This is a genomic window from Salinifilum aidingensis, from assembly GCF_054782015.1.
In genome coordinates this window covers 139,699-161,357 of the sequence record NZ_BAAGTH010000001.1, presented here as the reverse complement: position 1 = coordinate 161,357, position 21,659 = coordinate 139,699, and the positions used below count along the sequence as shown (strand labels likewise).

Below are 21,659 nucleotides of genomic sequence, written 5' to 3'. Positions count from 1 at the left end.
TCCGTCACCTCCGGGGCGCGTTCGCCGGTGGTCGGTGCCGGGTGGCCACCCGACGTCCGCTGTCCGGGGCGGGTGGTCGGGGGCAGCTGGGATTCGCCGGGGGTTCTCCCCAGCTACCCCATCCACCCGCCCGCAACAGCCGATCCGCGGACCCCTCAGCCCCCCGGGGTCCGCGCCTGCTCGGCGGCGAAGTCGCGGAAGCGCGCCCCGGCGGGCGGCAGGCTCGTCCCCCTCGGCCAGGCGAGTCCGATCGTGCGGTGCGCGGGCGGGTGCAGCGGGACCTCCACCGTGCCGGGCAGGGGCGCGGTCTCGGCCTCCGGCAGCAGCGCGATGCCGAGCCCGGCGGCGACGAGCCCGCGCACGGTGTCCACGTCGTCGACCTCGAACGCGATGCGCGGTGCGACCCCGGCGCGTTCGGCCAGGGTGGTGATGATGCGGCGCATCCCGTAGCCGTGGCGGATCATGATGAACTCCTCCTCGGCCGCGTCGGCCAGCCGCAGCCGCTTCCTCCGGTGCAGCCGGTGCTCCGCGTGCAGCACGAGGACCAGCGGTTCGGTGCGCAGCGGCGCGGTGTTCCAGTGGTCCGAGTCCGGCAGCGGCGCGACGAGGCACAGGTCGAGGTCGCCGGTGGCGGTGCGCTCCACCAGCTCGTCCCGCGGCCCCTGGGAGAGGTCGAACCGCACCTGCGGGTGGCGGTCGCGGAAGTCCCGCAGCAGTGGCGGCACGAGGCTGCTGCCCATGGTGTGCTGGAACCCGAGCGCCACCCGGCCGCGCTCCGGGTCGAGGTCCTCGACCACGCGGCGGCAGCCGTTCTCCAGCGTGCGCAGCGCCTCCTCGGCGGACGCGGCGAGCTGCTCGCCGGCCCGTGTGAGCTCCACCCCGCGCCCGCGGTGGACCAGCAGGGGGTGCCCGACGTGCTCGGCCAGCCGCGCGAGCGTCCGGCTCACCGTCGGCTGCGGCATGCCCAGCCGTTCGCCCGCCCTCGTGAGATGCCCCTCAGCGGCGACCGCGCGCAGCACCGCCAGCGCGGGAGCGAGGCGCCCCGCGAGCTGCGAAGATTCCTCGGACAGCGTGGACTCATGCGTCATGGTACCGATCATCCGTCATCGCCGTATTGGACGCATCAATGACCGCCGCTCGATCCTGGCGGCGTGAGCGCAGTCGATCCCGAGCGAGTCCGCCGCATCCGCGTGAGCCTGCTGCTGGGGGCGTTGGCCCTGTTCGCGCTGCTGTACACGCCGCAGCCGGTGCTGCCGCAGCTGTCGGCGGAGTTCGGCCTGTCCCCGGGGACCGCGGCCCTGCTCGTCTCCGCCGCGACCCTCGGCCTCGCCGTCGCCGCGGTCCCGCTGGGCACGCTGTCGCAGGCGATGAGCAGGCGCACGCTGATGATCGCCTCGCTGGTCACCGCCGAAGTGCTCGGGCTGCTCCTGCCGTGGGTCGGGAACTTCCCGCTCATGGTCGGGCTGCGGCTCGTCCAGGGCGCGGCCATCGCCGGTCTGGCCGCGATCGCCGCGGCCTACCTGGCCGAGGAGACCGGCGGGCGGCAGCTCGGCGTGACCATGGGGCTGTACGTCGCGGGCACCACCATCGGCGGCATGTCCGGGCGGCTGCTCGGCGGCATCGCCGGTGACTTCCTCGGCTGGCACGGCGGCATGTTCACCGTCGCGGTGGTGGCCGCCGCGTGCACCGCCGCCTTCGTCGTGCTCCTGCCCGCCGAGCAGCACCACCGGCGGGAACCGCTGCGCTGGCGGCCGCTGCTGGAGGGGCTGAGCGCCGCGCTGCGCGACCCCGTGCTGTACGCGCCGTACTTCGTGGCCGCGCTGGGCATGGGCGCCTTCGTCGCCGTCTACAACGTGCTGAGCTTCCGGCTCAGCGCGCCACCGCTGAACGTGCCGCCGGCGCTGGCGGCGCTGGCGTTCCTCGCCTACGCGGCGGGCACGGTGACCTCGGCGCTGGCCGGGCGCGCCGCCGACCGGTGGGGACGTGCTGTGGCCCTGCTCAGCGGACTGGGGGCCGCCGTGCTCGGCCTCGGGCTCATGCTCTCCGACCGGCTGCCGGTGCTGCTGCTCGGTCTGGTCGTGTTCACCGGCGGGTTCTTCGCCGCGCACGCGGTCGCCAACGGGTGGGTCAGCGCGCGGGCGAGCAGCCGGGTGCGCGGGCAGGCCTCCGCGATCTACCAGTTCGCCTACTACGGCGGCAGCAGCGTCGGCGGTGTGCTCGGCGGCGTCGCCTACGGCGTGTGGGGCTGGGCGGGCATGAGCGCGCTGCTGGCCAGCTGGTTCGTGCTCGCCGCCCTCGGCGTGGTGCTGGCTTCGAGGCGCCGACCGGACAGCGGTGAACCGGACGGCGGCAGGTCGGGCGGCGCCGCGGCCGAGCGCGTCGAGTCCCCCGCGTCCTCCGCCTCCTGAGCCCGCCCGAGAAATGTCCACCGATTCCGCCTGGTCGGGTGAGGGGGAGGGGCTGTCAGCTCTCCGGTCAGGTGAGCCCGCTCAGGTGTCCGGTGAGTCCGGTCCGGCGGGGCGCCCGGGGGAGCCGGTCAGGTGGCGTCGCTGTCGTAGGGCGGGCGTTCGCCGGAGTCGAGCGGGCGCTGCCGCGGAGCGGCGTCCGGACCGGTGCTGGAAGGACCGGTGCTGGGACGGTGGCCGTTCCCGTGGCCGTTGCCGCTGGTCGAGTCGCGGAGCAGGTCGCCGTCCGAGTCGAACAACTGCCGGCGCACGGCGGTGCGCGGGTTGAGGTCGCGGACGCTGCGGAGGTCCTCCAGCGGTTTGCGCAGCTCGTCGAACTCGGGGCCGAGCTCCGAGCGGATCTGATCGCGGGCGCCGGTCGCGTAGTCCTTGACCTGGCGCACCGTGCGGCCCAACCACGCCGCGCCCTCGGGGAGGCGTTCGGGGCCGAGCACGAACAAGCCGACGAGGACCAGGACCAGGATCTCGCCCCACCCGATGGAACCGAACACCTGCCCTACCTTTCGGATCTGGTCTCCCGCCGCACCCGGCCGGGCACGTCAGGGCGCGGGTCGTTCTCGCCGACGCACACGCGGCCCGCGCGGACCTCCGGTGCTCCGGGGTTGCCGCCACCCGGTCGTCCGAGTGCGCCACCGCGGCCAGGGTACCGGTCCGCGGAGCGGACGGAACCCCGCGCCACCGGGCCTCGCGCGCGTTCCCGCGGGTGTTGCCGCGGCATCACCCCGTCCTCACCTCGGGTTCCGGCGGGGCGTGCCGGCCTCCCGCCCTCGACCTCTTGCTCAGAGGGTCACGTCGAAGACGAGCTCCCGGCCCTGGCGGACGACGGTCACCGGGACCTGTTCGCCGACCCGGTGGCCGTCCACCGCGACGACCAGCTCGTCGGCGCTGCCCACCGGGCGGTCGCCGACGCGGGTGATCACGTCGCCCTCGGCGATCCCCGCTGCGGCGGCCGGACCGCCGTTGCGCACGTTCTGCACCTGCGCGCCGTCCTGCAGCCCGTCCGTGACGGACTTCGCGTTCACCCCGAGGTCGGCGTGCTGGGCGTGCCCGGTGCGGATGATCTCCTGGGCGATGCGGCGGGCGTCCTCGATCGGGATGGCGAAGCCCAGGCCGATCGATCCGCCTTCGCCACCGCTGCTGTCCGCCGTGCGGATGGCGCTGTTGATGCCCACCACGGCGCCGCTGCCGTCCACCAGGGCGCCTCCCGAGTTGCCCGGGTTGATCGCCGCGTCCGTCTGGATCGCGTCGATGACCGCGTTGGTGTCGGTGCCCTCCCCGGCCAGGCGCACCGGCCGGTGCACGGAGCTGACGATGCCGTTGGTCACCGTGCCGGACAGGCCCAGCGGCGAGCCGACCGCCAGCACCTCGTCGCCGACGGACAACCGGTCGGAGTTGCCGAGCTGCGCCACGGTCGGGTTGGCCACGTCGACCTTGAGCACCGCCAGATCGGTCTTCGGGTCGCGCCCCACCAGCTGCGCCGGAACGCGCGTGCCGTCGTGGAAAACGGTGGTCAGCTCGGCGTTCGGCGAGTCGGCGGCCATGGAGACCACGTGGTTGTTGGTGAGCACGTAGCCCTCGCCGTCGATGACCACGCCCGAACCGGTGCCGCCCTGCGCGCCCAGCTGCACCTCGACGGAGACCACGGCGGGGACGATGCGCTGCGCGACCGAGGAGCTGGACCCGGCGGGCCGGTCCTCGCCCGGGGCCACCTCGGCCAGCGTCGCCTCCGGGCTCGTCAGCGAGCCGCCGTCCCGCCCGGCGAAGGTGCCCAGCAGCGCCCCGCACAGGCCGATCACCAGCGCCAGCGCCCCCAGGGCGAGCAGCGAGCGGGGGCGGACGCGGCCGCCGAACAGCACGTCGCGCGCGCTCAGCAGCGGCCCCCGCTGCGCCGGCTCGCCGTCGCCGGTGTCCTCCTGGGCGGCGGGCGGTCCGAGCGCGACCGGGCAGGCCGGGTCCCGCCACGGCTCCTGCTCCGGCGAGTCCCAGCTCACCGGTTCCTCCGCGGGCTCGGTTCCCGGCTGCTCACCAGGGGGGCGCTGCAGCGTCGCACCGCTGCGCGGCGGGCGGCCGAACGCCTCGGCGAGGGCTTCGGACGTCGGCGGCTGCTGCTGCAGGCCGTGCGGCGGGGCCGGGGCGTCCTCGCGGCGGTCGAAGCTTCCGCGGACATCGGAGGGCCGGCCGAAGACCGCTTCCTGCTCGTCGGAGACCGCCGGGCGTTCGAGCGGGCGCGGCTGGAGGCGCGGGCGGTCCGGTGCGGCCGCGGCGGCGGGGTCCTCGGCAGCCGGTCGTTCGTCGGACGCGGGGGAGGCGCGGTCCGCGCGCGGCGAGCCCGGCCGGTCGGCGTCGTCCTCGTCGCGCCCACGACCCGGCCCGTGCGCGGATGCTGGCGGCTGCTCGCTCATCGCTCCCCGGGGAATGCGTTCGAAACACGTGGCCGCCCACGAGTTCACCACATCGGAGGGGTGCGCGCGCTACCGGTGCGACCGCGCGGTCGCCGGAGCGGGCGGGAGGGCGGTGGTCAGGAGCCGGCGGTGGCGGAGACGCGGCCGGCGTCGTCGGAGGGCGCTGCGCCGCCGGGAGCGGGTTCGTGCTGCGGTGCCGGTGGTGGTGCCGAGGACGTGGACGCGGAGGTGCTCGCGGGGGCGAGGTCCGTGCGGGCCGTCGCGGGCAGGCGGCTGTCGCCGTCCGGCAGCGAGGCCCGCTGCGGCACGGTCTCCTGCTCGTCGCTGGGCGGGTTGACCAGGGCCAGTGCTCCGAGCATCAGCCCGGAGAACACCACGCCGGCGCCGTGCCGGCTGCGGCGCTTGCCGTCGTGCCGCGGTGGCTGCGCGGAGCGGTCGTCACCCTGCTCGGGCGCGTTCGACGCGTCCGAGCCGAGCGGTGCGCCGCAGGCAAAAGGGCGGCCGCCCAGGGCAGCGCTGCTGCCCAGCGCTGCGCCGGAACCGAGGCGCTGCGAGGTGAGCAGCTGCCCGTCCTCGGACAGCGCCAGCTCTTCCGGCTGCGCGGGCAGCTCGGTGTGGTGCGGGATGGACAGCAGGTTGCGCACCAGGTCCGAAGAGATGGCCGGCGAGTCGGCCTCCTGGACGGCGCTGCGGGCCTGCCGCTGCGTGCTCGCTTCGGCGGCACACGCGGAGCAGTGCGCCAGGTGGGACGCCGCGCGGTCGCGGGCGTTCGCGCTGAGCTCACCGTCGACGAACGCGACGATCGCGTCCAGTGCGAGGTGCTGCTCGGAAAACCCCCATCCGCGCACACCGGTCATGCGGAACAACCCTCCTGAGTCTGCGCACGGCGTTTTTCCAGAGTCGTCTTCATCAGCTGCCGGCCGCGGTGGATCCGGCTGCGGACGGTGCCCAGCTTGACGCCCAAGGTGGCGCCGATCTCCTCGTACGACAGTCCTTCGACGTCGCAGAGCACGACCGCGGCGCGGAACTCGGGGGCGAGCTCGTCGAGCGCTGCCTGCAGATCGGGGTCGAGCCGGGTGGAGTGGTAGACCTGCTCCGGGCTCGGATCACCACCGGGCAACCGCTCGCTGTCCTCGGGCAGGCCCTCCATGCGCAACCGCGAGCGGCGGCGGGCCATGTCCAGGAAGAGGTTCGTGGTGATGCGGTGCAGCCAGCCCTCGAAGGTGCCGGGCTTGTAGGAGGCCAAGGAGCGGAACACCCGGATGAACGTGTCCTGGGTGAGGTCCTCGGCGTCGTGCTTGTTCCCGCTCAGCCGGTAGGCCAGCCGGTACACCCGGTCCGCGTGCTGGCGCACGACTTCGTCCCAGGTGGGCGGAGTCCAGGTCGACTCACCGGTGGCCGCAGGCTGCGAGACCGGGGTCTGCACGGTCGGCAGTTCCTCGGTCTTCGGGCCGGGAGTGATCGGCTGAGTTGCCATGGGCCGGAATGCCACCTCCTGCGGCAGGTACGTAAGGGAAACGTCCGGGTGGACTCGGGTGTTCCCGGCAGCGACCGGTGCGCAAACGGCTCCGGCACTGCCGCGACGTGCGGGTAAGCTTCGTCTACGCAGGTGAAACCCGGGTGATAGGCAACTGAGAGGAATCTGAGAATGCCGCAGCGGTGGTGGAACTCACAACACCTCGGCGGCGATCGGGTCACGCCGGGAAAACAACCAAGCCCTAACGATGTGCGCAACCCCGTCCCGCGCGCGGGAGCGGTGCAATAGCCTACCTCGCGTGAGACCCGAGACCTCGGTCGGCGCCGGCCCCGCGCGGCGGGACGACCGGTCGCCGGCGAACGTCCCCGGTGAGGATACCGCGCCGTCGCCGCGGCAGGTGCTGCGCTTCCTCGCGGCGGTGCTGCGCGCGAAGGCGGCCGTGGAGATCGGCACGGCGGCCGAGGGAACCTGCGCCACCGTGCGCGGGATGGCCGAGGACGGCGTGCTGACCTCCATCGACGTCGACCCGCAGGCGCAGCGGAAGGCGCGGCTGGCCCTGGACCAGGCCGGCATCCCGCACAGCCGCGTGCGCCTGATCAGCGGTGCCGCCCGCGAGGTGCTGCCGCGGCTGACCGAAGGTGGCTACGACCTCGTGACCGTGCGGACCGCGACGACCGAGCCCGCCGCGTACCTGGACCTGGGCCTGCGGCTGCTGCGGCCCGGCGGTGTCGTCGCCTTCGACGGCGTCCGCGCGGACGGGGCGGACGGGGCGCGGCTCACCGCCGGTGCGCGCGAACTGCTCGGCGCGGTTCGCGCGCAGGAGGAACTCGTGCCGCTGGCGCTGCCCGTGGGCACGGGGATGCTCGCCGTCGCGCGGAGCGCCTGAGCGCGGCCGGTCCTGCCCCGGTCGACCTGAGGTTCTGTGATGTCCTCGGCCGAGGCCGCGGGGCGAGCGTTCAAGTGCTGCTGCACTCGTGCCCCAGTTCGACGCGGAGCGTCGAAGTCGGAGCCGAGGCAACAGGACCACCGCGGGTTCTCAGCGTTTTCCTGGCGAGGACCGTCCCCGAAGGTGCTGCCCCCGTCCGCTGTTCGGGGAGGGTGGTCGGGGGCAGCTGGGAGTAGCGGGCTGCATGAGGATGGGCACCCGCAGTCCGGGGAAGCGCTGAGGTTCCGCTGCGGGAGCCCGCACGCGAGCCCACATGTGAAGCATTTCCTAGGCAGGGGAGACGGACAGCAGCTTGCCGGAGAGCCCCCGCGCGCGGGTCGACAACTGCTTGGCCACGTCGGCCAGCACCACGGACGCGCTCGCGTCCGGGTCCTCCAGCACGAGCGGGGAGCCGCGGTCACCCGACTCGCGCAGCCGCGTGTCCAGGGGGACCTGGCCGAGCAGCGGGATGTCGGTGCCGACCGAGCGGCTCAGCGAGTCCGCCACGAGCTGCCCGCCGCCGGAGCCGAACGGCTCCATGCGGGTGCCGTCGGGCATCTCCATCCACGACATGTTCTCCACCACGCCGGCCAGCCGCTGGCGGGTCTGCATCGCGATGGCGCCGGCGCGCTCGGCCACCTCCGCGGCGGCCTGCTGCGGCGTGGTCACGACGAGGATCTCGGCGTTGGGGATCAGCTGCGCCGTGGACAGCGCGACGTCGCCGGTGCCCGGGGGCAGGTCGAGCAGCAGCACGTCCAGGTCGCCCCAGAACACGTCGGAGAGGAACTGCTGCAGCGCGCGGTGCAGCATGGGGCCGCGCCAGACGACCGGGGTGTTGCCCGGGGTGAACATGCCGATGGAGATGAGCTTCACGCCGTGCGCCTGCGGCGGCATGATCATCTTCTCGACCTGGGTGGGTTTGCCCTCCGTGCCGAGCATGCGCGGCACCGAGTGGCCGTAGATGTCCGCGTCGACGACGCCGACGGACAGGCCGCGCTCGGCCATCGAGGCCGCCAGGTTCACGGTGACGCTGGACTTGCCCACGCCCCCCTTGCCGGAGGCCACGCAGTACACCCGGGTCATCGACCCCGGTTCTGCGAACGGGATGCGGGGTTCCTCGGAGTCGCCGCGGAGCTGCTGGCGCAGCTGGGTGCGCTGCTCGTCGCTCATCACGTCGAGCTCGACGTGCACGGAGCGGACGCCTCCCACCGCGGAGACCGCGGTGTCCACCCGCTGCGTGATGGTCTCCCGCATGGGGCAGCCCGCGACCGTCAGGTACACCTCGACGGTCACGTCCCCGTCGTCGCCGATCGAGACGGACTTGACCATGCCCAGCTCGGTGATCGGCTTGTGGATCTCCGGGTCGTGGACCTCGCCGAGAGCACTGCGGATGTCCTTCTCGGCGGGGGTGGACTGCGTAGTCACGACTGCCTGACACCGACCTTTCCTGCGTGTGCGCTCACCCACCATGCTACGGACGGGTAACACCGCTGTGCGCGGCGGCGTGAGATCGCCCTCCGTCGGAGGGATCGTCTCGATTGTCCGGCCGAGGCCCTGCCGAACTCAACGGCAGGGGGTCGCGAGTCCGCGTGTCGGGAGGGTCGACCGGGGCTGTGCGAAGTCACGCGATCGCGTTTCGTAATATCGCGGGCGTGGCTCACGCGGAGCTCGACCGATTACCGACCCACGACGAGGTCCTGGCGTACCGCAGCTTCCTGCGCGCGTACGCCCGGGTGACGCGCTGCCTGGAAAGCGACCTCATCGACGAGCAGAAGCTGTCGCTGGCCGCGTTCGAGGTCCTCGAGGCGCTCGTCGACGCGCCCGGGCAGCGGCTGCGCATGACCGAGCTCGCCGACGCGGTGCTGCTGTCCCGCTCCGGCGTGACGCGCCTGGTCGACCGGTTGGAGCGCCTCGGACTGGTGGACCGCGTGCGCGTGCGCTCCGACGGGCGCGGCATCCAGGCGGTGATCACGGAGCGGGGGGAGCAGCGCCTGCGGGGCGCGGTGAGCACGCACCGCTCCGGCGTCGCCGACTACTTCGTGCACGCGGCCGCCGGCGACCTCGACGCGCTGCACCGGATCTGCCTGCGGCTGTCCGAGGGAGGGGTGCCCGCACCGCCCGGGAACCGTGCGCAAGCCTGAACGGGTGCACGAACGCGAACACGACCCCGCACCCCGCCCGGACCCCGCGGGCAACGAGGACGTCACGGGCGACGAGGACGCCGCGCCCCGCGCGGATGCCCCGGGCGACGAGGACGCCGCGGGCCGCCGGCGGGCCGTCATCCGCGCGGTCGGCCTCGTCCACTTCGCCGCCGGGCGACTGCTGCTCGTCCGCGCGGCGCGCCAGCGCTCCTTCTACCTGCCCGGTGGCAAGATCGACCCCGGTGAGACCGAGCTGGAGGCCCTGCGGCGCGAGGTGCGCGAGGAACTCGGCGGCGAGGTGCGCGCGCCCCGGCTGCTCGGCCGCTACCGCGCCGACGCCGTGGGTCAGGGCGCGGGCGTGCAGGTCGAGCTCAGCTGCTACGCCGGGCAGCTCCGCGGCGAGCCGCGGCCGGCCGCGGAGATCGCCGAGCTCGCCTGGATGACCCGCGCGGAGTACCGGGCCACCGCCGAACCGGCCCCGGCCGTGCTGGCCATGTGGGCCGAGCGGGCTCCCTGAGGCGCGCGGAGCGCAGCGGAGTGGTGTTCGGCACGGGCTCCCGGCCGCCGCCCGCGTGATAGACAGGCGGCTCGGACCGCACCCGCACCGGTTGGAGGCACCATGGTCGACCGCCATCGGGCCCGGCGCAGCTGCCTGGCCGTCCCCGGCTCGAGCGCCAAGATGATCGACAAGGCGCGCGGGCTGGAGGTGGACCAGTTCTTCCTCGACCTGGAGGACGCGGTGGCTCCGCTGGCCAAGGCCGAGGCCCGGGACCGGGTGGTCGAGGCGCTCGAGGCCGGCGGTTGGGGAGGCAGGACCCGCTCGGTGCGCGTCAACGCCCTCGACACCGCGTGGACCTACCAGGACGTCGTGAGCGTGGTGGAGCGCGCGGGCGCGCACGTCGACACGATCATCCTGCCCAAGGCCGACGCCGCCGAGCACGTGCGCTGGCTGGACCTGACGCTGACGCAGATCGAGCGGGCCTGCGGGCTGCCCGCGGGCGCGATCGGCGTCGAGCCGCAGATCGAGAGCGCCGCGGGCCTCGCGGCCGTCGACGCGATCGCCGCCGCCTCGCCACGCGTGGAAGCGCTCGTCTACGGGCCGGCCGACTTCATGGCCTCGATCAACATGCGCTCGCTGGCCGTCGGCCACCAGCCGCCCGGCTACGACGTCGGCGACGCCTACCACTACGTGCTCATGCGGTTGCTCACCACCGCCCGCGCCCACGGCGTGCAGGCGGTCGACGGGCCGTACCTGCAGATCAAGGACGCCGACGGGCTGCGGCGGGTCGGCGGCCGCACCGCCGCGCTCGGCTTCGACGGCAAGTGGGTGCTGCACCCGGAGCAGGTGGACGTCGTCAACGAGCTGTTCTCCCCGCGGCAGGAGGACTACGACCACGCGGAGAACATCCTCGACGCCTACGCGTGGTACACCTCCGCCTCCGGCGGAGCCCGGGGGGCGGCGATGCTCGGCGACGAGATGATCGACGAGGCCTCCCGCAAGATGGCGCTGGTCGTCGCGGGCAAGGGGCGCGCGGCCGGTCTGCAGCGCAGCGACCGGTGGGTGCCGCCGGAGGAGTAGCACCGCCCGTTCCCCGCGATCTCCGCCCCGCCGCGTCCGCGCACGCGGTAGGTTCTCCGCGGACGGGTGCAGCGAACGAGAGGTGGAAGCGTCCAGGTGGGCAGCACGGCGGGCTCGGAGGACCGGGGAGAACTCCGGTTGGCACTGGCCATGCGGGGCGGTGCGAGCTTGGGGGTGTGGATCGGCGGAGCGGTCGCGGAGATCGACCGGCTGCGCCGCGCGCTGGCCGAGGAGGAGGACGCGGCCGCGCACCCGTGGGCCGAGCTCGTCCGCCTGGCCGGCTACGACTCGGTCGGCGTCGACGTCCTGGCGGGCGCCTCGGCCGGCGGGCTCAACGGCAGCCTGCTCGCCGCGGGCCTCGTCTACGGCGTGCCGTTCGACCGGATGCGGGACCTGTGGGTGCGCCTGGCCGACATCGAGGCCATGGCGCACGAGACGCCGCGCTTCGGGCAGCCCGCGCCCCGGTCGCTGCTGGACGCCGACGGGTACCTGCGCCCCCACCTGGCGCGGGCGATCCTCGACCACGCCACCGAACCCGGCGGGCTGCCCGCGCGGCTGGACCTGCTGCTGACCGCCACGCTGCTCGACCCGCGCCCCGACCACCAGCACGACGACCGCGGTGCCTCGCTGCACCTGCGGCGGCGCGAAGCGGGCCTGCGGTTCCAGCAGCACGGGGTGCCCGGCGATCCGCTCTCGGACTTCGGCACCGGGGCGGACGTCACGACGACGGCGGGGCGGCTGGCGCACGCCGCGCGCACCTCCGCCAGCTACCCGTTCGCCTTCGAACCCTCCCGCGTGCACAGCTCGCCGCACCGGCCGCCGGCCGGGGAGCCGAACCTGTTCGGCGTGTTCACCGAGGCCACCGACCGGACCGACGCGCCGTTCCGCGTGATCGACGGCGGGGTGGTGGACAACATCCCCGTGGCCGCGGCCATCCGCGCGATCGCCCGCGCCCCCGCGAACCGCCCCACGAGCCGCTGGCTGCTCTACCTCAACCCGGAGGCGGCCGAACCCGCGGGACGCCCCGACGGCCTGCCGCTGCCGGTGACCTCCACCGCGCTCAAGGCCCGGCTCAGCCAGGAGTCGCTGCGCTCGGACCTCGAGGTGCTGTGGGAGCACAACGACGCGGTGCGGCGCCGGGAGGCCCGCCGCGCGGAACTGCTCGCACCGGTGCGCCGGGCCGAACCGGAGCGCCGCCCGGACGAGCTCGAGCGGCACGCGGAGGTCCTGCGCACCCGCAGCACCTCCCTGCGGGCGGAACTCGACGCGCAGGCCACGTACCGGCTGCTCACCGCACCGCACGAGGTGGAGCCGGAGCGGCCGCTGACGCCGACGACGCGGGAGCCGCTGGAGGAGTGGTCGGCGGAGGCGGTGGCCGACCTGCGCCCGCGGCTGTCGGCCGTGCTGCCCGAGCTCGTCGGTCCGGAGGCGCTGCACGACGTCACCGGCCTGCGCGCGGCCGTGCGCGAGTGCCTCGGCTGGGCCCGGGACCTGGAGGCGGTGCAGGGCGCCGACGTGGGCGGGTGCAAGGACGTGCTCTACCGCCTGTGGACGTTCACCGAGGTCCTCGCCGGGTGCGCCGACCGGTACTGGCTGCACGGCGCGCGCTGGGAGCCGATCGTCGAACGCGGCGAGATCGACGCGTGGGTGCGGCGCGTGTGGCAGCGCCGCGAGCGGCTGCAGCGCCGGCTGCCCTCCCCGGTGCGCCCGCTGCTGGCAGCGACGCTGCGGGCGATCACCGAGGCCGACGCGTTCGCCGCGCACCTGGCGGACTTCGCCCGCGAGCTCGAATCCGTCGTGGACTCCTCCGGCGGGGACGCGGTCGCGGAGGAGTCCGAGCCGGTCGACGCGGTGGCCGAGGCCCGCGCCGTGCTGGACGAGGTCGTGCAGCGGCTCGCCGGCTCCGCCGCTGCGCGCTCGGAGCCGGACACGGCCGCGCAGCTGGGCTACGACCTGCTGGAGCGGGCGGCCGATCCGGCGGCTGTGCTGCAGCAGCTCGTCGTGCTCACCGCCGGGCTGGACCTCGGGCGGGACCCGGGCACGACGATCAACCTGCTGCGCGTGGCCAGCGACGAACCCACTCCGCTGCCGTTCACCGCGCTGCGGCGCGGTGCGGAGCGGACGGCCGCGGCGGACAAGGTCCGCGGCGGCGATCTCGGCAACTTCGCCGCGTTCCTGTCCGCGAGCTGGCGGGCCAACGACTGGATGTGGGGCCGGATGGACGCCGCCGCGAGCCTCGTGCGGCTGCTGGTCGACCCGGACCGCTGGGTGCGGCGCGCCGACGGCGCCGAGGAGCTCACCGGCGCGCTGCGCCGGATCGTGAGCACCCCGTCCGCGGCGGAGCTCGGTGCGCAGCGGGGCGAGCAGGAGCGGTGGCGGGAGTTCCTCGGCGAGCTGTGGGAGCGCTGCTCCGAGGACGTGGGCAAGGAGCTGGCGGATCTGTTCGCCCGGCCGGAGGAGGCGCACGAGCTGCTCGCGACGCGGCGGGTGCTCGTCGAGCGGGTGCACTGGATGATCGCGGCCGAGGAACTGCCGCACGTGGAGAGGGCCGGGGTGACCGGCACCGACGGCTCGGTTCCGGTCGGTGCGAGCCCGGGCGGGGAGACCGGCGCCGGCGGCTCCGGGCCGGCCGGTGGTTCCGAGTCGGCCGGCGGGTCCGAGCAGCCCGGCGGGAACAGCTCCGAGCAGGCCGAGCAGGTCGAGCCTGCTGCCCGGACGGCGCCGGACGACTCCGCGGTGGCCGTCCGGACGGCGCCGGACGACTCCGCGGGGGCGGGGCCGGACGGGATCGCGCGGCGGGTCGCCGAGTACGAGGTGGGCCGCGAGCGCCTCGGGGACCTGCCCGCGCGCCACCGGGCTCGCGTGGCGCTGCGGCTCGGGCTGGTGGCCTACGGGGCCGTCCGGCCCCGGGGCGGCGGGGTGGCCGCCTGGTTCGGCCGGGCCGCGCTGACCCTGGGCAAGCCGGTCGCCCTGCTGGCCGTGCTCGCCTGCGCCGTGCCGCTGCGGGCGGCGGCGCTGGGCTTCGCCGCGGCGACCGCGGTGCTGTGCACGGGGCCGCTGGCGCCGACGGCAGCGGTGGCCCCGGGCGAGGGCATCCGCAGCGGTTCGTCGCTGGACGCCGTGCTCGGCTCCGGCGGGGGACTGCCGCGGTTGCTGTTCGACGTCTCGGGGGCGTCCTTCGGGCCGGGCGTGCTGCTGGCCGGGGTGCTGGCGGTGGTGGCGGCCGGCTGCGCGGGGGCGCTCGGCACGCGGGCCCTCGGCGGCGGTGCGCGGCGGTGGGCCGCCGCGATCGCGCTCGGTGCCGTGCTGGTGGTGGCGGCCGGTGCTGTGTTCACCACCGGGGTGCGCCTGACCCCGCTCGGACTCGCCGCGGTGCTGGGGGTGCTGACGTGGTTCGCCGCGTTCGCCTACCACCGCGAGGCGCGGGCTGAGGCGAGCGTGCTCAGCGCGGCGTGCTTCGTCCTCGTACCGCTGGCCTGGGAGCTGGCCGGCCTCGGCGTGGTGTCCGGCGGGTGGGTGTTCACCGGGGCGGTGTTCGCGGCCGCGGTGCAGGCGCTGTTCGTCGGCCTGGTGGACGTGCTGCCGCCGCGTCGGCGCGCCGATCAGGTGTGATGAGACGATCTGGGGCGGGTCGAACGCGGTACCCTGGTGGCGAAGAGGACGTTCGCGCAGGAAGTGCTCCTCGGGACGGGGAGCCCGGTCGGCCCCAGCTCGTGGCAGCACGCTTCTCGGAGGTGTCAACGGTGTCCAACCCGTTCACCGGTGGCGGCCGGCCGACGCCGGGCACGCCGAACCTGCCCACGCCGCCGACCGGATGGCCCATCGGTTCCTACAGCACGTACGAGGAGGCCCAGCGCGCCGTCGACTACTTGGCCGACAACGAGTTCCCGGTGCAGGAGGTCACCATCGTCGGTGTGGACCTCATGCTCGTGGAGCGCGTCACGGGGCGCCTGACGTGGGGCCGCGTGCTCGGCGGCGGGGCCGCGTCGGGCGCGTGGTTCGGTCTGTTCGTGGGCATCCTCATGGGTCTGTTCACGCCGCCGGAGAGCAGCTGGTTCGGGCCGGTGCTCGTCGGGCTGGGCGTCGGTGTGCTCTTCGGCCTCGTCTTCGCCGCGGTGACCTACGCCTCGGCCCGCGGGCGGCGCGACTTCTCCTCGGCCAGCCAGCTCGTCGCGGGCCGCTACGACGTGCTGTCCCAGCCGAAGCACGCCGAGCAGGGGCGGAACATGCTGGCGCGGCTGGCGATGCGCCCGCCGCCGTCCACGTCCTGACGCCCCGCTGCTCCGCTCGGGTGAGGGGAGCGCGACAGCGGTGCGCGCTTCCCGGCCGCGGTGGACTCCCCGGTCCGCGGTGGACTCCCCGGTCCGCGGTGGACTCCCCGGCCGCGGTGGACTCCCCGGTCCGCGGTGGGCGGGGGAGGCGTCCGCACGCTCCGTCGACCCCACCGGAGTGCATCCCGGGATGCGGGAGCTCGATTCGTCCGGACGGATTGCGTTTTCCGCCGCCGGGATTTCGCGGCGCCCGGCCCGCCCCTCCGGAATTCCCGTCGCGCGGGGCTGCCGCGCGGCGCGGGTTCGGTTTTTCCGCGATTCCGCCGCGCCGCCGGCGCGGATTCCGCGATTCCCGGGTGCGCTGGAGGACGGGGGGCATTCCGGCACCCGGTGTCCGCCGCCGGCCGCCCCAGCGGCGATCCCGGGCGGGCGGCCACCGCTGCTCCACCCGGCGCAGTTCCGTCCTGTGTGGACGGAATCGCGACTGCTGCGAGCGCGCCGGGCAGCGCGCGAAATTCCGCCGTCTGACCTGTAGTCCTCACCCGTGCGGAGCACGTTCGAGGTGCCCGCCCGGCAGTCGGCGTTGCCATCGGGTAAGATCACCGACACGGAGGGTAGTTGGAAGTCGGCTGCCGCTGGGAGACTGACCCAAGTGCGGGACAGTGCTCCCGTTCGGCGGCTCGGTGCGGTACAACGGATCGGCAAGCGCCTGCGCTACATCACGGGCATTTGGACGGGGTGCGTCACAGTGAACATCAAGAAAATTCTGACCTGGACCGTTGTCGCGTTCCTGTTGTTCTTCCTGTTCAGCTCACCGACACAGGCCAGCGACCTGGTCACCGGCATACTCGGCAGCCTCCGGTCGGCCGCTCAATCCGTCATCACCTTCATGGAGAATCTGTTCGTGTAGCCCGCGGGCTGGGAAGGTGGGACACCGTGTTCTCCCCTAGAGACCCCGACGAGTACCTGCTCGACACGGAACGCCGGGTCATCCGCGTCCGGCGGCACTGGGCCTGTCTCATGTGGGACTTGTTCGAGGCCGTGGGGCTGCTCATCGGCCTCGTCATGGTGTCCCACCTGATCCCCCCGGGGGCGTCGCTGGCGCAGAACGTCCTCTGGTACCTCGGGCTGGTCGTGCTGCTGCGGTTCGCCTACCAGGTGCTCGACTGGTACGTCGAGCGCATCGTCGTCACCGACAAGCGGTTCCTGCTCACCAGCGGGATCTTCACGACCAACGTGGCGATGATGCCGGTCACCAAGGTCACCGACCTGACCTTCCACCGCAGCGTGCCCGGCCGGCTGCTCGGCTACGGCACGCTGATCGTCGAGTCGGCGGGCCAGATCCAGGCGCTCAACCGCGTCGGCTACGTGCCCAACCCGGACGAGGTGGAGGACGCCATCTCCGGTCTCGTCTTCGGTGACAAGAAGGCCCAGCAGGACCGTTTCTCGATGCTCAAGGCGCGGCGCGCCGCGCACGGCAAGCGCCGCGCCACGAAGCTGTGACGGCACCGGAGCCCGACCCGCCCCGCACCGGCGGCGCGGCCGAGCGGTGTCCGGCTCCGATCGGGCGTGGGGGACACTGGCGGGGTGCGAATCGACCTGCACACGCATTCCGCGGAATCGGACGGAACCGACACGCCGGCCCGGCTCGTCGACGTGGCGATCGGAGCGGGCCTGGACGTCATCGCCCTGACCGACCACGACACCACGGCCGGCTGGCAGGCCGCTGCGGAGGCGGTGCGCGCCCGTCCCGGCCAGCTGCGCCTCGTCCCGGGCGCCGAGTTGTCCTGCGCCTGCCCGAACGGGCGCGGCGGGATGGCGACCGTGCACCTGCTGGCCTACCTCTTCGACGCCACGTCCCCGACGCTCGCGGCTGAGCAGTCCCGGCTGCGCGCCGAGCGGCGCGAGCGGCTCCGGAAGATGGCCGGTGCCATGGCCGAGGCGGGTTTCCCCGTCGACCCGGACGACGTGATGGACCGGTTGCCCGCGGACTCACCGGGCGGACGGCCGCACCTGGCGCGCGCCCTCGTGCGCGGTGGAGCGGTCGCCTCGGTGGACGAGGCCTTCGACCGGTACCTGCACTCCGCGGGGCCGTACTACCTCCCGCGCGCCGACACGCCGGTGCGCAGGGCGATCGAGATGATCACCGAGGCGGGCGGCGTGACCGTGCTGGCGCACCCCTTCGCCCCCCGCGGTTCGCGGGTCACCGCCGACGTCATCCGCGAACTCGCCGGCTGCGGCCTGACCGGCGTCGAGGTGGACCACCCGGACCACGGCCAGCACCAGCGGGAGCAGCTGCGCGCGCTCGCCGGTGAGCTGGGGCTCGTGCCCACCGGCAGCAGCGACTACCACGGGACGAACAAGACGCTGCACATCGGCCAGGAGCAGACGCCGCCGGCGTCGCTGGAGCGGCTCGTCGAGCTGGCCACCGGCAGCTCGATCGTCGGATGAGGCCGCGGCGCTCGAGGCTGCGGCGCGCGGTGCCCGCGTCCTGCGTAGTCTGGGGTGCGTGCAGCGGCAGCCGCGCGGTGATGCCTCGGTGAGGGCGGCGCGCCGGCACTGGGGGCGCTCGTCGCCGCGCCCAACGACCTGACCGACTGAGGAACCGTCCATGCGTACATCCCCGAAGCCTCCTGCGCCGCGTGGAACGGCGCGCCTGGCGCAGCCGGTGGCCTCCTCGCCCCGCGCGCCCGTCGATCCGGTGGAACCGGGGCGGCGGGCACCGCGGCGGCCCGGGCGCGCCGGGCGGGCGGTGCGCGGGCTCAGCGGGACCCTCGCCGCGGGGCTGTGCGTGCTCGCGCTGACCGTGCTCGGCGTGCAGATCTGGATGTCGGGGCACGAGCAGCAGGGCCCGGGTTTCGGTGCCGTCGCGGGACAGCTGGTCGCGGCGCTGCTGGCGCTCGTGCTGCAGCGGATCGCCGAACACCGCGGGGGTCCGCGCGGTGGCCTGGCCTGCCTCGGCGTGCACGTCGTCGTCCTCGGCGCGCTCGCGCTGTGGTGGTGGTGACGACCCGGGAGGGGTGATCCCGCCCGCCGCTGCGCTGTTCCCGCCTCCGGGGTGTTCCGCCGCTGCGCTCCCGTGACGGGAGGTCCCCGGCCGGCTCCGTCAGCCGCGCGCCCGCGGGGCGCCGAGGGCCACCACGGTGTCCCCGCGCTGCTCCAGCACCACGGGGCCGGCGGTGCTCACCCGGACCGGTCCGGTGTGGTCGCCGCGGTCGACGGGGACGGTGCGCACCCGCTCACCCGTGCCGGGCGAGAGGACGGCCAGGCCCCCGTCGACCGGCACCAGCAGTCGCCCGCCGAAGTGCGCTCCCGGGCCGAGCGCATCGGGCAGCGTCCACACCGGGGTCAGCCGGTGCGGGTCGAGCGCGACCGTGTCCTCCCCGGTGTTCCAGTACAGGTACTGCCCGTGCGCGGTCTCCGGCGTGCGCACCGGGCCGTCCGCCGGGCGGTCGGCGCCGACGCGCACCGGGTACTCGCCGACGAGGCTGCCCGAGGAGTTGCTGAACACCTGCAAGCGCCCGCGGTCGGCCAGCAGCACGGCCACGCGCTGCTCGGACACGGCGACGACCTCGGCGGAGGAGCTGCCGGCCAGCGTGGTCACGACCTCCTCGGGCTCCTCGCTGTCCTCGGGGTGGGTCTTGAGGACGGTGACGCGGTCGGTCGCCTCGCGGGGGCACTCCTCGATCAGCGCCACCCGCTCGTCCCCGGCGGCCGTCGAGGAGTAGGTGCAGTCCGGCCGGGGGATGTTGTTGTCCGGGTTCTTCACCGCCACGGGCACGCCGAACTGCTGGGTGCGCACGAGATCCGAGCGCCACGACTCCACGATGTTCCGACCGGTCGCGGTGACGTAGGTGCCGTCGGAGAGCAGCTGCGTGCCGAACTCGGCGTCGGTGTTGCGCTGCGGGCCGCGCACGCCGTCGGGACCGCGCAGCGAGGTGACCTCGCTGCAGTTGTGCTCCTTGCGGTAGACCGCCAGCGCGCGGTCCCACTCGGCGCCGACCGTGCACAGCGGCAGGTCCCGCGCGTAGCGCCAGGCGGCTCGCCCGGTGACCGGGTCGCGGCCGGTGACCTCGGAGCCCCGGCCGGTGACGACGGCGGGACCGGCGACGGCCGGGCGTTCGGTCGCCGGCGACGGGGCCCGCCACAGCTCCGCGAACTGCTGCGGCACCGTCCCGGCGGCGGTGCGCTCCGGGATCGGCGCGGCGGCGGGTTCGGAGCGGGTGGCACGCGCATCGCTGTGCCACCACAGCACCGCGGCCCCGACGAGCACGGCGAGCACGAGCGACACCGCCGCCGCGATGTCGCCCTTCGTGCGTCGTTCCGGACGGACCACGGTTCCTCCAGCCAGCCGGGTGCGTCGCGCATTGCCCGGGCCAGCTTAGGGAGTCCGCGGCTCGGCCGGCGTCGCGGGTCCGTGCGGGTGTGCGCGGCGCAGTCGCCCGCAGCGGGGCCGTCCGCAGCGGGGCCGCCCGCAGCCGGGAGCGCTCAGGCGGCGCCTTCCCGGGGCGAGCGGTTGCCGGACCCGCGGCGGCGCCTGCGGCGCGTGCGGGTGCGCGTGCCGCTCTGCTCGGACTCGTCCGCGGAGGCCGTCTCCGCGGTGGACTCGCCGCCGGTCGACGCCGACGCGGGCGCGCCCCCGCGGGTGCGCCGCCTGCGGCGGCCGCTCGGGCGGCTCTCGTCGGAACCGCGGCCCTCACCGCCGTCCGGGCGGGACCCGGCCTCGGTCTCGGTCGAGCGCTGCTCGACCCCGCCGCGGGTGCGCCGGCGGGAGCGCTGGCGCGACTTGTCCCGCTTCGCCGCGCCGGAGCCGGGCTCGGAGCGCTTCGGCCGCTGGGACGCCGGCAGGCGACCGAGCGTGCCCGCGGGGATGTCCAGGTCCTCGAAGAGGTGCGCCGACGTCGAGTAGGTCTCCACCGGGGTCGGCTGATCGAGGCCGAGCGAGTCGTTGATGAGCTTCCAGCGCGATTCCTCGTCCCAGTCGACCAGCGTGATCGCCACGCCTTCGCGGCCCGCGCGGCCGGTGCGGCCGATGCGGTGCACGTAGGTCTTCTCGTCCTCCGGGCACTGCAGGTTGATCACGTGGGTGACGCCGGAGACGTCGATGCCCCGCGCGGCCACGTCGGTGGCCACGAGCACGTCGGACTTGCCGCTGCGGAAGGCCCGCAGCGCCTTCTCCCGGGCCTCCTGCCCGAGGTCGCCGTGCACCGCGGAGGCGGCGAACCCGCGCTCGGCGAGCTCGTCGGCGAGCTTCTGCGCGGAGCGCTTGGTGCGCGCGAAGATCATCGCCAGCCCCCGGGAGCGGGCCTGCAGCGCTCGCGCGATGAGCTCGTCCTTGTCCATCGCGTGCGCCCGGTACACCAGCTGCTTGGTGCGCTCGTGGATCGCGCCCTCGTCGGCCTGCTCGGCGCGGATGTGCGTGGGGTGCGGCATGAACGTGCGCGCCAGCGTGAGCACCGGCCCCGGCATGGTCGCGGAGAACAGCATCGTCTGCCGCTGCTCGGGCACCATGCGCAGGATGCGCTCCACGTCGGGCAGGAAGCCGAGGTCGAGCATCTCGTCGGCCTCGTCGAGCACCAGCCCGCGCACCTTGCCGAGCACCAGGTGGCGCTTCTCGGCCAGGTCGAGCAGGCGGCCCGGGGTGCCGACGACCACGTCGACGCCCTCGCGCAGCGCGCTGATCTGCTCCTCGTAGGGGCGGCCGCCGTAGATGGAGAGCGTGCGCACGCCCAGGTGCTTGCCCGCGTGCTCCAGGTCGCGGGTGACCTGCATGCACAGTTCGCGCGTGGGCACCACCACCAGCGCCTGCGGCGTCCCGTCGCCCGGCAGCTCGAGCCGGTGCAGCAGCGGAACGCCGAAGCCGAGGGTCTTGCCCGTGCCGGTGCGGGCCTGGCCGATGATGTCCTCGCCGCGCAGCGCCAGGGGCAGGGTGAGCTCCTGGATGGCGAAGGTGTGCTCGATGTCGGACTCGCCGAGCGCGCGCACGATCTCCGGGTGCACGTCCAGCTCGGCGAAGGTCGGTGTGTCCGGCGTCACGTCCTGCTGCGTCTCCGCGGCGGGCGCGGAATCGGCGGACGTGGCCGGTGCGTGCGTCTCGCTGTCCTGATCCGCGAGGCTTTCGCCGGCCTCGTAGTCGGTGAACGTCAGAATGATCGCCTCTCTTGGTCGCCGCACGTTTCCGTCGGCGTGTTGTCGCCGGTCAGCTGGCGCCGTTCGCCGCGACCGGTGTTCCCTCCCCGCGGCTGCTCCGCTGAGCGGCCACCCCCATCCGGTACCGCTCGGGTCTCCGGCTGTCGAGGCGACTCGGCGGTCGCGCCGCGACTGTGTTGTTCGCCACGTGCGCCGGGCGGCGCCGCGGCGGTCCACGTGCGGGGCTTCCTCCCGCTCGGGGCTCCACCG

19 protein-coding genes are annotated in these 21,659 nt (G+C 74.6%); 11 read left to right on the top strand and 8 right to left on the bottom strand.

Annotated elements, in window-relative coordinates:
- Positions 1 to 155 precede the first annotated feature (155 nt).
- Positions 156 to 1,088, bottom strand: coding sequence for a LysR family transcriptional regulator (locus tag ACYVJE_RS00770; protein WP_461142803.1), 933 nt, complete (start codon positions 1,086 to 1,088; stop codon positions 156 to 158).
- A gap of 63 nt (positions 1,089 to 1,151) precedes the next feature.
- Between ACYVJE_RS00770 and ACYVJE_RS00765 the strand changes: the two genes are divergently transcribed.
- Positions 1,152 to 2,408, top strand: a complete 1,257-nt coding sequence (locus ACYVJE_RS00765) for an MFS transporter (protein WP_461142802.1) — start codon at positions 1,152 to 1,154, stop codon at positions 2,406 to 2,408.
- Positions 2,409 to 2,536: 128 nt separating this feature from the next.
- Here ACYVJE_RS00765 and tatB read toward each other — a convergent pair whose 3' ends face one another.
- The 4 genes from tatB to sigE all read right to left on the bottom strand — a co-directional run bounded on the left by tatB (position 2,537) and on the right by sigE (position 6,344).
- Complete coding sequence (tatB, locus tag ACYVJE_RS00760; RefSeq protein WP_459158451.1) at positions 2,537 to 2,956, bottom strand: Sec-independent protein translocase protein TatB; 420 nt, start codon at positions 2,954 to 2,956, stop codon at positions 2,537 to 2,539.
- A gap of 288 nt (positions 2,957 to 3,244) precedes the next feature.
- Positions 3,245 to 4,867, bottom strand: coding sequence for a S1C family serine protease (locus ACYVJE_RS00755; RefSeq protein ID WP_461142801.1), 1,623 nt, complete (start codon positions 4,865 to 4,867; stop codon positions 3,245 to 3,247).
- 116 nt (positions 4,868 to 4,983) lie between these two features.
- Entirely contained in the window at positions 4,984 to 5,724 is a 741-nt protein-coding gene (locus ACYVJE_RS00750) for an anti-sigma factor family protein (protein ID WP_461142800.1), read from the bottom strand.
- Positions 5,721 to 6,344 carry an RNA polymerase sigma factor SigE gene (gene sigE, locus ACYVJE_RS00745; protein ID WP_459158454.1) on the bottom strand — a complete coding sequence of 208 codons (624 nt, stop codon included), beginning with the start codon at positions 6,342 to 6,344 and terminating at the stop codon, positions 5,721 to 5,723. Before sigE ends, ACYVJE_RS00750 begins: the two co-directional genes overlap by 4 nt.
- 298 nt (positions 6,345 to 6,642) lie before the next feature.
- On the opposite strand from sigE, the gene ACYVJE_RS00740 reads away from it, so the two are divergent.
- Positions 6,643 to 7,230: an O-methyltransferase gene (locus ACYVJE_RS00740; RefSeq protein ID WP_459158455.1), complete on the top strand. Its 588-nt coding sequence runs from the start codon at positions 6,643 to 6,645 to the stop codon at positions 7,228 to 7,230.
- A 327-nt stretch (positions 7,231 to 7,557) separates the two neighbouring features.
- Here ACYVJE_RS00740 and ACYVJE_RS00735 read toward each other — a convergent pair whose 3' ends face one another.
- Positions 7,558 to 8,739 carry an Mrp/NBP35 family ATP-binding protein gene (locus tag ACYVJE_RS00735; protein WP_459158456.1) on the bottom strand — a complete coding sequence of 394 codons (1,182 nt, stop codon included), beginning with the start codon at positions 8,737 to 8,739 and terminating at the stop codon, positions 7,558 to 7,560.
- 182 nt (positions 8,740 to 8,921) lie between these two features.
- Between ACYVJE_RS00735 and ACYVJE_RS00730 the strand changes: the two genes are divergently transcribed.
- From ACYVJE_RS00730 to ACYVJE_RS00690, 9 genes are all read left to right on the top strand, one after another.
- On the top strand, positions 8,922 to 9,410 hold the full coding sequence (locus ACYVJE_RS00730; protein WP_459158457.1) for a MarR family winged helix-turn-helix transcriptional regulator: 489 nt from the start codon (positions 8,922 to 8,924) through the stop codon (positions 9,408 to 9,410).
- Positions 9,411 to 9,414: 4 nt separating this feature from the next.
- Positions 9,415 to 9,927, top strand: a complete 513-nt coding sequence (locus ACYVJE_RS00725; protein ID WP_461142799.1) for an NUDIX hydrolase — start codon at positions 9,415 to 9,417, stop codon at positions 9,925 to 9,927.
- A 102-nt stretch (positions 9,928 to 10,029) separates the two neighbouring features.
- Positions 10,030 to 10,989 (top strand): HpcH/HpaI aldolase/citrate lyase family protein, encoded by a 960-nt coding sequence (locus tag ACYVJE_RS00720; protein WP_461142798.1) that lies wholly within the window; start codon positions 10,030 to 10,032, stop codon positions 10,987 to 10,989.
- Positions 10,990 to 11,085: 96 nt separating this feature from the next.
- Positions 11,086 to 14,601, top strand: coding sequence for a patatin-like protein (locus ACYVJE_RS00715; protein WP_461142797.1), 3,516 nt, complete (start codon positions 11,086 to 11,088; stop codon positions 14,599 to 14,601).
- A gap of 131 nt (positions 14,602 to 14,732) precedes the next feature.
- Positions 14,733 to 15,260, top strand: a complete 528-nt coding sequence (locus ACYVJE_RS00710) for a YflT domain-containing protein (protein ID WP_459158461.1) — start codon at positions 14,733 to 14,735, stop codon at positions 15,258 to 15,260.
- A 544-nt stretch (positions 15,261 to 15,804) separates the two neighbouring features.
- A complete protein-coding gene (locus ACYVJE_RS00705; protein ID WP_461142796.1) occupies positions 15,805 to 16,170 on the top strand; it encodes a hypothetical protein in 366 nt (121 codons plus the stop codon).
- Positions 16,171 to 16,196: 26 nt separating this feature from the next.
- Positions 16,197 to 16,763 (top strand): PH domain-containing protein, encoded by a 567-nt coding sequence (locus ACYVJE_RS00700; RefSeq protein WP_459158463.1) that lies wholly within the window; start codon positions 16,197 to 16,199, stop codon positions 16,761 to 16,763.
- An 84-nt stretch (positions 16,764 to 16,847) separates the two neighbouring features.
- On the top strand, positions 16,848 to 17,711 hold the full coding sequence (locus ACYVJE_RS00695; RefSeq protein WP_461142795.1) for a PHP domain-containing protein: 864 nt from the start codon (positions 16,848 to 16,850) through the stop codon (positions 17,709 to 17,711).
- 160 nt (positions 17,712 to 17,871) lie between these two features.
- The gene (locus tag ACYVJE_RS00690) at positions 17,872 to 18,267 is read left to right on the top strand and encodes a hypothetical protein (protein WP_461142794.1); all 396 of its coding nucleotides are present in this window, start codon (positions 17,872 to 17,874) and stop codon (positions 18,265 to 18,267) included.
- 99 nt (positions 18,268 to 18,366) lie between these two features.
- On the opposite strand, the gene ACYVJE_RS00685 is transcribed toward ACYVJE_RS00690, so the two are convergent.
- Both ACYVJE_RS00685 and ACYVJE_RS00680 read right to left on the bottom strand, forming a co-directional pair.
- Positions 18,367 to 19,596 (bottom strand): Rv3212 family protein, encoded by a 1,230-nt coding sequence (locus ACYVJE_RS00685; protein ID WP_461142793.1) that lies wholly within the window; start codon positions 19,594 to 19,596, stop codon positions 18,367 to 18,369.
- Positions 19,597 to 19,748: 152 nt separating this feature from the next.
- The gene (locus ACYVJE_RS00680) at positions 19,749 to 21,296 is read right to left on the bottom strand and encodes a DEAD/DEAH box helicase (RefSeq protein WP_461143140.1); all 1,548 of its coding nucleotides are present in this window, start codon (positions 21,294 to 21,296) and stop codon (positions 19,749 to 19,751) included.
- Positions 21,297 to 21,659: the final 363 nt, after the last annotated feature.